Annotated in this window: 12 protein-coding genes; 9 read left to right on the plus strand and 3 right to left on the minus strand. The window is 57.1% G+C overall.

All coding sequences use genetic code 11. The features are described 5' to 3' along the window. Positions 1-156, minus strand: coding sequence for a hypothetical protein (locus ZBT109_RS13705; protein ID WP_156934031.1), 156 nt, complete (start codon positions 154-156; stop codon positions 1-3). A 90-nt stretch (positions 157-246) separates the two neighbouring features. On the opposite strand from ZBT109_RS13705, the gene chaB reads away from it, so the two are divergent. The 5 genes from chaB to ZBT109_RS02680 all read left to right on the plus strand — a co-directional run bounded on the left by chaB (position 247) and on the right by ZBT109_RS02680 (position 4,336). Next, entirely contained in the window at positions 247-477 is a 231-nt protein-coding gene (gene chaB / locus ZBT109_RS02665; protein ID WP_027704905.1) for a putative cation transport regulator ChaB, read from the plus strand. A gap of 115 nt (positions 478-592) precedes the next feature. Beyond that, a complete protein-coding gene (locus ZBT109_RS13940; RefSeq protein ID WP_197714361.1) occupies positions 593-1,675 on the plus strand; it encodes an NAD(P)/FAD-dependent oxidoreductase in 1,083 nt (360 codons plus the stop codon). Positions 1,676-1,795: 120 nt separating this feature from the next. Beyond that, the gene (locus tag ZBT109_RS13945; protein ID WP_197714362.1) at positions 1,796-2,272 is read left to right on the plus strand and encodes a hypothetical protein; all 477 of its coding nucleotides are present in this window, start codon (positions 1,796-1,798) and stop codon (positions 2,270-2,272) included. A 650-nt stretch (positions 2,273-2,922) separates the two neighbouring features. Continuing rightward, the gene (locus ZBT109_RS02675; protein WP_051523742.1) at positions 2,923-3,489 is read left to right on the plus strand and encodes a hypothetical protein; all 567 of its coding nucleotides are present in this window, start codon (positions 2,923-2,925) and stop codon (positions 3,487-3,489) included. A gap of 97 nt (positions 3,490-3,586) precedes the next feature. After that, positions 3,587-4,336, plus strand: a complete 750-nt coding sequence (locus tag ZBT109_RS02680) for a hypothetical protein (protein ID WP_051523743.1) — start codon at positions 3,587-3,589, stop codon at positions 4,334-4,336. A 348-nt stretch (positions 4,337-4,684) separates the two neighbouring features. Here the strand turns inward: ZBT109_RS02680 and galM are convergent, their stop codons facing one another. Both galM and ZBT109_RS02690 read right to left on the minus strand, forming a co-directional pair. Further along, entirely contained in the window at positions 4,685-5,722 is a 1,038-nt protein-coding gene (gene galM / locus ZBT109_RS02685; RefSeq protein ID WP_027704907.1) for a galactose-1-epimerase, read from the minus strand. Positions 5,723-6,293: 571 nt separating this feature from the next. Next, positions 6,294-7,637, minus strand: a complete 1,344-nt coding sequence (locus ZBT109_RS02690) for a replication-associated recombination protein A (protein ID WP_027704908.1) — start codon at positions 7,635-7,637, stop codon at positions 6,294-6,296. Positions 7,638-7,793: 156 nt separating this feature from the next. On the opposite strand from ZBT109_RS02690, the gene murI reads away from it, so the two are divergent. The 4 genes from murI to rlmKL all read left to right on the plus strand — a co-directional run bounded on the left by murI (position 7,794) and on the right by rlmKL (position 13,688). Continuing rightward, complete coding sequence (gene murI / locus ZBT109_RS02695; protein WP_324603175.1) at positions 7,794-8,687, plus strand: glutamate racemase; 894 nt, start codon at positions 7,794-7,796, stop codon at positions 8,685-8,687. A gap of 89 nt (positions 8,688-8,776) precedes the next feature. Then, complete coding sequence (gene trmA / locus ZBT109_RS02700) at positions 8,777-9,889, plus strand: tRNA (uridine(54)-C5)-methyltransferase TrmA (protein ID WP_027704910.1); 1,113 nt, start codon at positions 8,777-8,779, stop codon at positions 9,887-9,889. 448 nt (positions 9,890-10,337) lie between these two features. Next, positions 10,338-11,366 carry a quinone-dependent dihydroorotate dehydrogenase gene (locus tag ZBT109_RS02705; protein ID WP_408646074.1) on the plus strand — a complete coding sequence of 343 codons (1,029 nt, stop codon included), beginning with the start codon at positions 10,338-10,340 and terminating at the stop codon, positions 11,364-11,366. 114 nt (positions 11,367-11,480) lie between these two features. Further along, a complete protein-coding gene (rlmKL, locus tag ZBT109_RS02710) occupies positions 11,481-13,688 on the plus strand; it encodes a bifunctional 23S rRNA (guanine(2069)-N(7))-methyltransferase RlmK/23S rRNA (guanine(2445)-N(2))-methyltransferase RlmL (RefSeq protein ID WP_051523744.1) in 2,208 nt (735 codons plus the stop codon). Positions 13,689-13,720 lie beyond the last annotated feature (32 nt).

Raw genomic sequence — 13,720 nt, forward strand, 5'->3', positions numbered from 1 at the left:
TCATCCCTGCGTGGTGGTCGTGAAACCGGAGTCGTCGATCGACTCGCTGTGATGTGAGAATTTGCGGCCGATAATCGGCCGCACTGCACTATATAGACCCGGGTAGGCGTCGACCAGTTCACTGCTCGGCCCCATTGCTGGCGGCAGTACGGACATTCTTCCATGCTGAAAAGGCATATCCGATAGCGAACTTGCTGTAATGGCATAGAGTTTGCTGTGCCGTGTCTATCTGCTGGAGCTCGCCCGATGCCTTATCCCACCCGCGATTCATTGCCCGACAGTGTACGCCATGTGTTACCGCCTCATGCACAAGATATCTATCGCGAGGCGTTCAACCATGCCTATGCCGAATATGCTGATGAAGAAGATCGGCACGGCGGCGATTCTCGTGAGCAAACGGCGCATCGTGTGGCATGGGCGGCCGTCAAACACTGCTACGAAAAAGGAAGCGATGGGCACTGGCACTCGCGGCACTAGGCCATACTGCGCTTCCTTCAGCTCAAGCTGAACGTATCGTATCGTCAGGTGCCCCGCAGGTGCTAGCAGTGTTAGCCTTGTGGGTGTGACTATCCGATAGGGAAGAGAGCCAGGAATGGAAGTAGATTACGACGTTGCCATTATCGGCAGTGGCATTTCAGGCACCATGTTGGGCGCCATCCTTGCCAAGCACGGCGTGCGCACGCTGATCATTGACGCAGGCACCCATCCCCGCTTTGCGGTGGGCGAGTCGATGATCCCTGAAAGCGGGGTGCTGCTGGACATTCTGGCGGCGCGCTATGACATCCCCGAACTCAGCTATCCGGCGCGCGTCGATACGCTGATCAACCATGTGGGTACATCCAGTGCCGGGATCAAGCTGTCCTTTGGCTTTGCCTGGAACGAACGCCACCAGCCACAGCGGCTCGACCATATCGATTCCTTCCCTATCATCGCACCGGAAGCGCACCTGTTTCGCCAGGATGTCGATGCCTACTACCTTGCATTGGCAGCCCGTATGGGGGCCACCATCTGGCAGCAAACGCGCATCCAGCACATTCTGGAAGAAGCGGATGCCATGGTGCTGAAGACCGGCAAGCAAGATATCCGTGTGCGCTATGTCGTAGATGCGGCCGGTTACCGCTCACCGATTGCCCAGACCTTCGGGCTGCGCGATGGCGCACAGCGAATGCAGACCCGCACCCGCTCAATGTTCACTCATATGACCAATGTCACGCTGTTCGAGGAGGCGATTGCGCCGATCGAAGCGACGGGCATGGCGAACCATCTGTCCCAGAGCACGCTGCACCAGATGTTCAAGGGCGGCTGGCTGTGGATTATCCCCTTCAACAACCACCCGCATTCGACCAACACGCTGTGCAGCATAGGGCTGCAGCTGGACATTGATGAATACGGCCCCGCGGGCGATCCGGAAGAAGAATTCCAGCAGCTTCTGCATGATTACCCTTCGATCGCCAAGCATTTCGAGCACGCCGCGCGCGTACGCGAATGGACCGTCGCCCCACGTCTCAACTACAACAGCCGTGCCCTGATCGGTGATCGCTACTGTCTGCTGGGGCATGCGGCCGGGTTCGTCGACCCACTGTTCTCGCGCGGGCTGGCCAACACCTTTGAATCGATCGCGCGCGTGGCACCTAAGCTGCTGCGGGCCGTCCAGGCTGACCGCTTCGACAGGTAGGATTTCGAAAGCTATCAGCACTATGGGCTGCGGGTCGTTGCCACCAACGACCGGCTCGTCGCCAACTCGTTTACCGCCTTCGACAGTTTTCCGCTGTGGAACGCTTGGTTCCGCGCTTGGGTGGCCGGCAGCTATATCGGCGTGCTGCGCTGGCGCAAGATCTTCGATGACTACCAGCGTACGGGCGATGATGACGCACTCGAACGTGCGATCGACGATACCACCTTCCCGGGCCAGCTCTCGCTGGAAAGCCACCGCTTCGAAGAGATGTTCGACAAGGCATGCACGTTGATGGAAGCGTACAAGGAGGGTGAGCGGGAAGAAGAAGATGTCATCGCGACGCTTCAGGCGTTGTATGAAGAGTACCGTGACGACCTGCCCGTCGATTTCACCGACTTCAGCAACCGCTGTGTATCGCGCTCCAGCCAAGCGTTCGCCGACCACCTACAGCGCTGGGCACATACGGCCCCTCACGGGTTGAGCGAGAAGCTGGATCGTGGCACCGAACCACTCGTGTTCGACTTTCTTGATGACTATCGTTACGGCGACAGGATCGCGCTGTCTCGCCAAGCCGATGCGGTTTACCTGAACGCGTGATCGAGACCTGCTCGTGCCCACGAAACCCGCCTGCATGGCGGGCTTCGTCTATCTGGGCTGCTGCCGTTACTCGGCCTCATGTGCGCTGGCAGAAAGGTTGTCATTACCCGCCGGTGCCAATGCCTATGGCTGTCCACACCGGACGGCGATAGCAATGTTGTAGCGCGGTGGCTGACAGGGAGGCATTGATGCACGCTATTATCGGTTTTTCATGGTTATAGACTGATATTGAAATATTGTAATTCAAAGACATCAATCTACTGATCTGCCATTGGTTATAAACGGTATTTCTGCTATGAATAGTGACTTTATATAAATAAATAGTGTGGTTTTGGTGAGTATTGCTATAAATGGCGATTAAATTATATTTTTTTCATCCATTGATGTATCATTATTGACGACTATAGTGTTTGTTGCCAGTGTTTATGGTATATGAAATGGCTACTTTTGAATTAAAGTAATGCATTAAGAGGCCGTTTCATAATCTGAGTGATTTTTTTGCCCTTACTAGAATAAACGGTTTCTGCTGTGCTCTTGTGACTTAACCCATCTATCGATGACAGAAACATTGAGGTTATGAAACATGCTCTAATATGCTGAATTATTCGAAGCATTATTGGCTATTAGAATAAAACGAAAAGGAGAGTGCAATGGATAAGCGCGTGTTTCATAACGTCAATACCTATGTCGTGAATAAAGCGTCCAGCCACAAAAATGCGGTAGAAACGGTCTGCTCCATAATAGGAAAAGGCTGTCTCTTAGGGTGTGGAACAGCCTCTAAGCACTGGTGGAAGGGGATAATCGCCGCACTGTTTTTGCAGACGGCCTGTGCCGAAGCTTCTCCCGCTGTTACCGTGACGGTCAAAAACCTAGGCGCGTCACCGATTATACGGGATAGTGTCAATAACAATCACCGATACACACTGATGAATGCGCATCCTACGCCCAAAGCGCAAATACGTCCCAGTGAAGAAGATACTTTCGCCGTGGATAATAACGTAGGAGAAGGCACCAACTATGCTGAATTGCATTATACGATGGGAACAAAAGCGTGCAATTTCAGAAGTCTGTTCGTAAATAAAATGGTGGGATATAAGACCTATATTCCTCAGTGGTTTAAGTTTGCGACGCCACAAGGTGGTGCTAGGTGTACAGCGGACATAATCAGTGCCGACTTGAAGGATCATTCATGGCACGTTGTCTTTACTATGAAATAAATGCAGTCAATAGCAAAGATTGATAAATATGGGGTCTGGCCGTCTATGGTACAGGCCTCATATAACACTACTTCTTATATTTAGAGGGGGGATGAATATGTTGACTCTGGCAGTGACCGATACGGCTTCTCATCATTACGGCACGGTATTAACACCCAGCATCAGTGCGGGCACGTCGATGGCTGAACGCTCTTCGGTGGGAGGAAACACGCCTTCGGTGGATAAGGCTGAGAATTCCGAGCACACCTCGTTTCTTGCTCAAGGTTTAAGCCGATCTGCGGCCGCTATGCCGCAGGGATTGAGCGATGAGGACCTCGTCAAGTGGGCCAAGACGTCGGAAGATTTGTTCATGTTTGATCTTGAATCGCCGCAGCGAGAGGTGTTCGACAAGGAGGGATTGGATGTGGACGCCCCCGATGCTGCCGCTCTGGCGCATCAGGCTACCGATTACCTTCGCGGGCGTGGTACCAACCCCTTCAAAGGCATGTCGCGCGATCAGCTGGAATTGATTTCATACGATGAAAGCGGAACGTTTACCGTCAACGAGCGGCGTGCTGCCAGCGATGAGTCTGATCATCAAGACTGCGTCTGGCGCAAGAACATCGTGGCCAAATCCAATTTGCTGGCACATCAGGGTAAGGGGCACGTTAATGCACAGCACCTGAATATGATGCTGATTGGCAAGAATATCGTGGGCGCGATATTTGATAAAAGAGACATCACTCGTGCTGGCCCTTGCTCGGAAGAAGTCGAACAGCTGACACAGGATATCAATAACTACTTCCAAAACTTGTCCGCTATCGAACGAGCAGAATATGTCGTCAGCACTAAAGCGCTTTACTCATAAGGGCGGTGTGTCTTGAACGAGCGTTTATCCACAGCTCGTGGCGAACGCACAACTGGGGGGGAGAGGTTTTTCATCGTAAGCGCCCTTTGATCCAAACGGGCAGGCGCGATGCGCGATGTGACGGCGGCCTCGGCACAGTAGTGCTATGGCATAGCCTGCTGTTTCTAAGCCTGTGCTGAACGGCTCACTGCAAGCGTCACTAGCGGCCGCGTTTATCTTGGCACAGGGCTTGCCCTGCTCGTGAGGGGAGGGATGAGCAGATAGGTTGTGTCGCGTGGGAAGCCGATCCTGACTGATACGGTGAAAGCGAAGAGTATTCACCGTATCGGCCATGCTGACGTACGCAGTTTATGAGATGAATGCGTACTCCGTCACGCTGCGGTAGTGCTGCCCCGGGCGCAGCATGCAGTCAGGCTGCGGCCACTCGGGATGATGTGGGCTATCCGGCAGGAATTCGCTTTCCAGTGCCAACCCTTGCCATGCCTCGTAGTGCCCGCCATCGCGTGCGGGTGTACCTTCCAGTGAGTTGCCCGTATAGACCTGTAGCGCTGGGGCGGTAGTGTGCACAGTCATCTGCAGTGAGCCGTCTGTTGACCAGACGTGAGCGGCGGGGGCCTTGAGGTCGCCTTTGGCGCTAAGCAGGAAGGCGTGATCGTAGCCGTTGACGTTGCGCTGGTCGTCGTCGGTCAGGAAGTCCTCGAGGATGGCCTTGGGCTGGCGGAAGTTGAAGCTGGTGGCATCGACCGGTACCAGTCCACGCTTCGGAATGCCTTCTTTGCTGACGGGAAGATAACGGTCAGCGAAAACCTGCAGGCGGTGATAGCGAATATCGCCCTGTACGCCGTCAAGATTGAAGTAGACGTGGTTGGTCATGTTCACCGGGCAGGGCTGGTCGACATTGGCTTGATAGTCGATGGTCAGCCGCTGGTCATCGTGTAGGGTGAAGCGGGCTGTGGCATGCAGTGTGCCGGGAAAGCCCTGATCGCCATCGTTGGAGGTCAAGGCATACTGCACGCTATTAGCGCTCTGGTGCTCGACGTCCCAGCGGCGCTTGTTGAACCCCTCTGGTCCACCGTGAAGTTGGTGTTGGCCCTGATTGGGCACCAGTTCAAAGACCTTGCCGTCCAGCGTGAAGCGGCTATCGGCAATGCGGTTGGCATAGCGGCCAATGGATGCGCCCAAGCAGGCATCCTGCTGTGTCCATATCGCGGTATGCGCGCAGCCCAGTGCCACCTCGCGGACGCTGCCATCGTTCATGGGCACCTTGATGGAAAGCAGTGTAGCCCCCCAGTCCATAAGCGTTACGGTCATACCCGCTGCGTTGCGCAGTTCGGCAAGCTGGAAAGGTTGCCCATCAGGGGCAGTGGAAACAGTGTCCTTGTTCATCCGTGGACTCCTTTGAATGCAGTCGATACGTGGTTGAAGCTGAGATCAATGTCGAGGCCGTACACGATAAGTGCACGCCTATCGCCTTACTCTAGTTCAGGTGCCAAGCCAGAAGCCATAGGCCCAAGGCATGATGCAGTTGTGAAGCAATAACAGAGAGTGGATATATTTATTTAACCATGAATATTCAAGAATGATGAACATAATAAGCACGATCTAATAGTGATGCGTTACTGCATCGTGACGATAGATTTTTAACGGTTTTTTTCAATATAAGTATGGTTGGTATAAAAGGGGGATTAATTATCCTATGGTGATGTTTTTATTAAAATATATTTATTTTTTATGAGGCATAAAGGCGCCGAATATCATTATGATAACTACAAGAACAGTCGGTCATTATTCTTAGCGAATATTTGGGGGAAGCACACTTTAATACGGTGATAGTCCCGGTATTAACGGGCGCCCTCTGATTATGAGTCAGCGGCGTTTAGCGGTTCGCACCCTCAGAGGAACCGAAGCGTTGCTGGCTCCGTGCGAGGACAGGGTGGTCCCCTGTCCTTTGCTGGCTTCAGGAAGAATGCGGTGTCTGATCGCGTCCTTTCCGCCACTGGATGATTTCCTTGAAACGCTTCTCTGCACCGTACTCCGTTGGTTCGTACAGCACGTCTTTCGGTACGCCTTCCGGCCAGCAGTCATGATCGTCACCCGCAGGATAGCCATAGGGTTCGTCGTGTGCGTAGCGATAGCCGGTGCCGTTGCCGAGCGAGGCCATCAGCTCGGTCGGGGCATTGCGCAGATACAGCGGTACTTCCAGATTGGGGTACTGCTCTGCCATGGCCTGCGCTTTCTTCCACGCCTTATAGACGGCGTTACTTTTGGGCGCCACAGCCAAGTAGATGGCGGCCTGTGCGATAGAACGCTGGCCTTCGTGGTCGCCCAGCCGCAGGTAGGAGTCCCAACACGACATGACCAGTGGCAGGGCGCGAGGGTCGGTGTTGCCTACGTCCTCGGTCGCAATGGCGGCAAGACGCCGGATGACATCAAGAGGATCACCGCCGCCGCGGATATAGCGTGCGATATACAGCAGGGCCGCATCGGGGCGCGATGAGCGAATGGATTTATGGATGGCCGATAGCAGGTCGTAATAGGCATCGCCGTTCTTGTCGAAGGCGGTAGACTGATGGCCGATAAGCTCCTGCAGAGTGCTTTCATCCAAACGCTCGTGATCGCCTTCCTGCACGGTAAAGTCGGTGGCGGTTTCCAGCAGGCCTAGCGCGCGGCGAGCATCGCCCTGAGCGGCACGGGCCAGCGTACCGAGAATGTCGTCGGTCACGGCCAGCTTGCGCTTGCCCAGACCGCGCTTGGGGTCATCCAGTGCGCGGCGCAACACGCCGACCAGATCCTCTTCAGTCAGCTGCTTCAGCACATAAACGCGCGCGCGCGACAGCAGCGCCGAGTTGACCTCGAACGAAGGATTCTCCGTCGTGGCACCGATCAGCACTAGCGTGCCGGATTCGACGTGCGGTAGCAGGGCATCCTGCTGGGACTTGTTAAGGCGATGGATCTCGTCGAGAAACAGCAGTGTCTGGCGGCCTTGGCTTTGCTGCACTTGGGCGCGTTCAACGACGTCACGTATGTCCTTGACCCCGGCCATGACCGCTGACAGCCGCTCCAGATGAGCGTTGGAGGCCTCGGCCAGCAGCTCGGCCAGTGTTGTCTTGCCTACGCCGGGCGGTCCCCATAGGATCATCGAGCGAATCACGCCAGATTCGACCATGCGGCGCAGTGGCTGGCCCGGGCCGATCAGGGCATCTTGGCCGGCGTATTCGTCCAGCGTACGCGGGCGCATGCGCCAGGCCAGCGGCGCCTGTTCATTGGCCATGCGCGTCTGTTCGGCAGCGAAAAGATCCATTGCCTTTCCTATCCTTGTAGAGTTCTACGGGAATATGATGTCTCCCGCGTAGGGCTCATTATGGTGGCATGTGCGGCAGCGAACGTCACCTCTGGCATCGCGAGCCTTCTTGCGGTCGGGACTGCGCCATTCGTCTGTATAATGGACAGTCTAACCGTGTCTGAACAGAACGCACCCTGCGGTGCATACGTCACTTCTACCCTTGGCAATGTCATCATGACGGCTCCTATTCTCGTATTCGATTCAGGCGTTGGCGGCCTTTCCGTGCTGGCGCATGTCCGTGCCCAGCTTCCGGTGCATCCTTTCGTCTTTGCATGCGACAACGCTGCGCTACCGTACGGCACTAAGCCCACCAACTGGCTGCGTGAGCGCATCGTCAGCGTCTGTCAGGCCGCGGTGCATGAAACGGGGGCCTGTGCGTTGGTCGTTGCCTGCAATACGGCCAGTACCGTGGCGCTTGATGATCTGCGACAAGCATTGGATATCCCCGTAATCGGCACGGTGCCAGCGGTTAAGCCTGCTGCCGAACAGTCGCAGAGTGGCGTGATCGGCGTGCTGGCTACCACCACGACCATCAATGGCGCCTATCTTCAACGCCTCATCCAGCAGTTTGCTGCACAGTGCGAGGTGGTCAATATCGCGGCCGATGCACTGGTCGGGCAGGCCGAGCGCAAGCTGCGTGGCGAGGTGCTCGACGATGCCGTGCTGGAAGCCATGCTGGCACCGCTGTGGGCGCATCCGCTGCTGGATACGGTGGTGTTGGGCTGTACCCACTTCCCCTTGGTGAAGGAGGAGTGCGAACGGATTGCGCGGGCGCATGGCCGCTCAGCCATTCGCTGGCTGGATTCCGGTGCCGCTATTGCTCGCCGTACGGCTGACGTGCTGAAGGGTAGGGCGATCGAGGGGGGGGACGCAGCCGCGAGCGACGTGGCGAGCGAGAACTATAGTCTTGCTACTGCCCCCGAACGGCCAGGCCTTGAACAGGCGCTGGCGGGCATGGGCGTTCCTCCTGCACGCCGTTTGATGGTCGAGCTGGTCGCAAACGCGTAGAATGTGCCGCCAATCGTACGGTGCCCGGCGCACCGTCTGGCCCACGCCGCCTCGGCGCGGCCTCGGATCCGTTCTTCTGAGAGGTTGTCTTGAGCGTACCCAACGTTGACCCTGCGGCCTATCCAGCTTTGCTGGAAGCCAAGCGTGATCGCATCGAAACGCAGTTTGCCCGCTTCGATCCTCCGGCGCTGGAAGTGCTGGCGTCACCGCCGACTCACTATCGCCAGCGCGTTGAATTTCGTCTGTGGCATGAAGGTGATGACCTTTTCTACGCCATGTTCGAACCTGATCCCGACCTGCCCGGCAAGCAGCGCCCCGTTCGTGTCGATACGTTTCCCGTGGCTAACGCGCGCATCAACGCGCTGATGGAGCCGCTGCGTCAGGCTATCCGCGCCAGCGATGTGTTGAGACGCAAGATCTTCCAGATCGAGTTTCTGTCCACTCAGGGCGGCGAAACTCTAGTGAGCATGATTTACCATCGCCAGCTGGACGAAGCATGGGAAGCCGAAGCACGTGCGCTTCAGCAGCAGTTCGACATCAAGATTATCGGGCGTGCACGCAAGCAGCGTATCGTGCTGGTTGACGATTTCGTGACCGAACATCTTGAAGTGGAAGGTAAGACGTTCCACTACCAGCAGGTTGAGAACAGCTTCACCCAGCCCAACGCCGTCATCGCTGCCAAGATGCTGACATGGGCGCGTCAGGCAACGCGTCCGCGCGCTGGTGAAGAACTGCGTGATCTGGTCGAGCTGTACTGCGGTAACGGCAATTTCACCGTGGCGCTGGCCGAAAACTTCCGCCGTGTACTGGGTACCGAAATCTCCCGTACGTCGGTGGCGTCCGCACAGGTCAACATTGAGGCCAATGCCCTCGATAATGTCGTTGTGGCGCGCATGTCCAGCGAAGACTTCTCGCAGGCGCTGAGCGGTGAGCGCGTGGGGCGCCGTGCCCAGGCCCTAGCACTCGATACCTATGATTTTTCGACGGTACTGGTTGATCCGCCTCGCGCAGGTCTAGACGAAGGCAGTTGCGCCGAGATCGCCAAGTACGAGCGCATCGTCTATATCTCATGCAATCCGGATACGCTGGAAACCAACCTCGAACAGCTGACTAAAACGCACCGTGTTACGCGGCTGGCGCTGTTCGATCAGTTCCCCTATACCCATCACTGTGAATGTGGGGTATTGCTGGAACGTCGTTGAACGTAGGGCAATCGGTCGTTATCGGCACGCAGGGCGAGCATCGCGTGAGGTCATTTGCCACACGGCTGCCATTTTTTGTTATGGCAGCCGCAGGGTCACCCTGCTCAAGCCGTGTGGCATTAACGCATGCGGTTGAGCGATGCGTGATGGTATGCACCTTGTTGCCGAAGAGCGGCGGCGGGGCGGGACACTTCCACGAAGAAAGGGGTTGCGGCAGTTGGTCCTGTTGCCGTAATTCCACACGCCTTCTAGGGTGTGCTTCCGACAATGTTCCTCCGGGGATCCTGTCTGCTGGTGAACGGCTCGTGATGGCGGGCACGTCACCGGTGAGCAGGGTCCCTTTTTCGAGATCCCTTGAGCGCGCTTTGTAGCACCGCCCTGTCGGTCGTGTCCGATGGGGCAGGGCAGCAGAAAGCGTTCTTTCACCACGATCACAAAGGCAACGGCTATGTCGGCAATGTATGGGCTTGCGCGTTCACTTCTGTTCCGGCTCGATCCTGAAACAGCACACACCTTGAGTCTCAAAGGCATGCGTCTGGGGCATCAGCTGCACATGATGCGGATGGTCAGCGGACATCACGTCGAGGATCCCGCTACCGTCATGGGGCTGACCTTTCCCAACCGTGTCGGGTTGGCTGCGGGGCTCGATAAGAATGGCGACTATTTGGCTGCCTTGGGTGCGCTGGGCTTCGGTTTTATTGAGCTGGGGACCGTCACGCCACGTCCCCAGCCGGGCAATCCCAAGCCGCGCCTGTTCCGTTTGCCCGAGCATGAAGCGATCATCAACCGCATGGGCTTCAACAACAAGGGGGTTGATCACCTTGTTGAGCAGCTCAAGCAGCAGCGTGCTGGCTATAAGGGCATCGTCGGTGTCAACATCGGCAAGAACCGCGATACGCCGCTCGAAAAGGCAGTGGATGACTACCTGATCTGCCTGCGTGCCGTTCATCCCTATGCCGATTACATTGCCATTAATATCTCCTCGCCAAACACACCGGGACTTCGTGATCTGCAAGGCGATTCCAGCCTTGATCCGTTGCTGTCGGCGCTGAAGGCTGAAGTGACGCGCCTCGATCGTGAGAACGGACGCCGCGTGCCGATCGCCGTCAAGATTGCACCGGACATGAGCGACGAGCAGATCGACGCGCTAACCGATACACTGGTACGGCATCAGATTGATGGCGTCATCGCGACCAACACCACGATCGACCGGCAGGCCGTAGAAGGGCACCGCCATGCTGGTGAAACCGGCGGGCTGTCGGGGCGTCCGGTTGCCGATGCATCGACACGCATCGTTTCGCGCATCCATCATCGTGCGCCTACATTGCCGATTATTGGCGTGGGCGGTATCCTGTCAGGTCATGACGCACTGGAAAAACAGCGTGCCGGGGCCGAGCTGGTCGAACTCTACTCAGGGTTCATCTATCGTGGTCCGGGCCTTGTCGGGGCCTGCGCGCGCGCATTGCGGGACGTGTAAGTTCCAACGTCCTCCCTCCAGTCCTTTTGTTTGCGACCCGGTGGCCTTTATGGTCACCGGGTTTGTCCTCATTTTTCGGGAATCCTGTGATCCTTCCGGATCGACGCCTCTGCCATGACTACACCTGAACTGGCTTCCGTGCCTACGGATACTTATGCCTTCCTGGCAACGTGCCCACGCGGTATCGAACCACTCGTCGCCGATGAACTGGTGACGCTGGATGCCGAGATCGAACGCACCACCGTAGCGGGGGTCATCGGGCGCGCCACGCTGCAGACGCTCTATCAGATGTGCCTCTGGTCACGTCTGGCTAACCGCATCATCCTGACGTTAGCCCGCGTTGAAGAAGTGGACAGTGCCGCTGACCTGCTGAAGGCCGTCGGTGATGTCAGCTGGGAAACGCTGATGCCGGAAAATGCCACGCTGCGTGTCGACTTCCATGGCCGCTCCGAAGGCATTCGCCATACCCAGTTCGGTGCTCAGACCGTCAAGGACGGTGTTGTCGATCGCTTTCAGGCGCAGGGGCTGCTACGTCCCAACGTTGACCCCCATCGCCCGGATACGCGCATCTATGCCCATCTGCACCGCAACGTGCTGACACTGGGGATTGACCTGTCTGGCGACAGCCTGCACATGCGCGGCTATCGTCTAGAGGGTGGTAAAGCACCGCTGAAGGAGAACCTGGCGGCAGCACTGCTGGTCCGTGCAGGCTGGCCTGAGCGCGCCCGCAAAGGTGAAGTGCTGGTCGATCCGATGTGTGGGGCGGGTACGCTGCTGATCGAAGGTGCGCTGATGGCGTGCGATATCGCACCGAACTTGGGTCGCCCGCGCTGGGGCTTCCAAGGCTGGCAAGAACACGACCCCGAACTGTGGAAGCAGGTCGAGCGTGAGGCTCGCTGGCGCGCCGAAGCGGGCAAGCGCCGCTGCCGTGCCGCTTTCATCGGGCAGGATGTTGATGGCTATGTCATTCAGGCCTCTGCATCCAATGCTCGTCGTGCAGGGGTCGACCAGCTGATGACCCTGACACGCGGCGATGCCACGCGCCTGACGGCGCTGGCCCCCAATGAAACCGGTCTGGTTATCACCAACCCGCCCTACGGCGAGCGTATCGGTGATATGCCGGCACTGGTGCCGCTGTACAGCGAGCTGGGCGCTCGCCTGCGCCAGCACTATCCGGGCTGGAGCGTGGCACTGTTCACTGGCAACCCCGAGCTGGGCTACCGTTTCGGCATGAAGGCGCACAAGCAGTATTCGTTCTTCAACGGTGCCTTGGCGTGCAAGCTGTTCCTGTTTGAGATCCGTACCACAGAAGAGCGTCAGGCCGTTGCAGAAGCGCATGGCAATCTCACTCCCGAAGGGGAAGTGAAAGAAGCGCCTTCGCTGTCGGAAGGCGCACAGATGTTTGCCAACCGCCTGCGCAAGAACATCAAGCGGCTGGCCAAATGGCGTAAGCGCAGCGGTGTGCAGTGCTACCGCCTGTACGATGCTGACATGCCGGAATACGCACTGGCGATCGACATCTACGGCAGCCGTGTTCATGTGCAGGAATACGTGGCGCCGAAGGGTATTGATCCGCGTCAGGCCGAGCGTCGCCTGATGGAAGCGCTGACGGTACTGCCGCAGGTACTGGACGTGGCCAGCGACCATATCTACCTCAAGCGTCGCCAGCGTCAGGCAGGCAAGGCACAGTACACACGCCAGAGCAACAGCCAAGAACGCCTCGTGGTCGAAGAGGGGAAAGCAAAGCTGTGGGTGAACCTGCGTGACTACCTCGATACCGGCCTGTTCCTTGACCACCGTCCGGTACGTCTGATGCTGGGCGAGATGGCGAATGGCAAGCGCGTACTCAACCTGTTTTGCTACACCGCTACGGCAACAGTCCATATGGCACTGGGCGGTGCCCGCGAAAGCATCAGCGTTGACATGTCCAATACTTATCTGGACTGGGGGCGTGACAACTTCGAGCTGAACCGCATTGACCTGCGCCGCCACCGCCTTGAGCGTGAAGACTGCCTGAAGTGGCTGGCAGAAGACCGCAGCCAGTTCGATCTGATCTTCCTTGATCCGCCGACGTTCTCCAACTCGAAGAAAATGGAGGCCACGTTTGATGTGCAGCGCGACCAGATCCCGCTGATCAACAGCGCTATGGCCCGTCTTGCGAAAAACGGCACACTGGTGTTCTCCAATAACCAGCGTCGCTTCAAGCTAGAGCCTTCACTGGCAGAACATTACGACGTGGAAGACATTACCTCGCGTACGCTGGACCCCGATTTCCAGCGCCGTCCAGATATCCACAAGGTGTTCGTGATTCGTCATCGTTGAACGTTGCGCCGTGTCAGGTAACTGGCACGGCG

Source organism: Zymobacter palmae (assembly GCF_003610015.1).
GTDB lineage: Bacteria > Pseudomonadota > Gammaproteobacteria > Pseudomonadales > Halomonadaceae > Zymobacter > Zymobacter palmae.

Coding starts and splice junctions, on each gene's coding strand:
- ZBT109_RS13940 (WP_197714361.1), top strand. CDS start 593: ATGGAAGTAGATTACGACGTTGCCATTATCGGCAGTGGCATTTCAGGC.
- ZBT109_RS02675 (WP_051523742.1), top strand. CDS start 2,923: ATGGATAAGCGCGTGTTTCATAACGTCAATACCTATGTCGTGAATAAA.
- ZBT109_RS13705 (WP_156934031.1), bottom strand. CDS start 156: ATGTCCGTACTGCCGCCAGCAATGGGGCCGAGCAGTGAACTGGTCGAC.
- chaB (WP_027704905.1), top strand. CDS start 247: ATGCCTTATCCCACCCGCGATTCATTGCCCGACAGTGTACGCCATGTG.
- ZBT109_RS02705 (WP_408646074.1), top strand. CDS start 10,338: ATGTCGGCAATGTATGGGCTTGCGCGTTCACTTCTGTTCCGGCTCGAT.
- galM (WP_027704907.1), bottom strand. CDS start 5,722: ATGAACAAGGACACTGTTTCCACTGCCCCTGATGGGCAACCTTTCCAG.
- ZBT109_RS02690 (WP_027704908.1), bottom strand. CDS start 7,637: ATGGATCTTTTCGCTGCCGAACAGACGCGCATGGCCAATGAACAGGCG.
- rlmKL (WP_051523744.1), top strand. CDS start 11,481: ATGACTACACCTGAACTGGCTTCCGTGCCTACGGATACTTATGCCTTC.
- ZBT109_RS02680 (WP_051523743.1), top strand. CDS start 3,587: ATGTTGACTCTGGCAGTGACCGATACGGCTTCTCATCATTACGGCACG.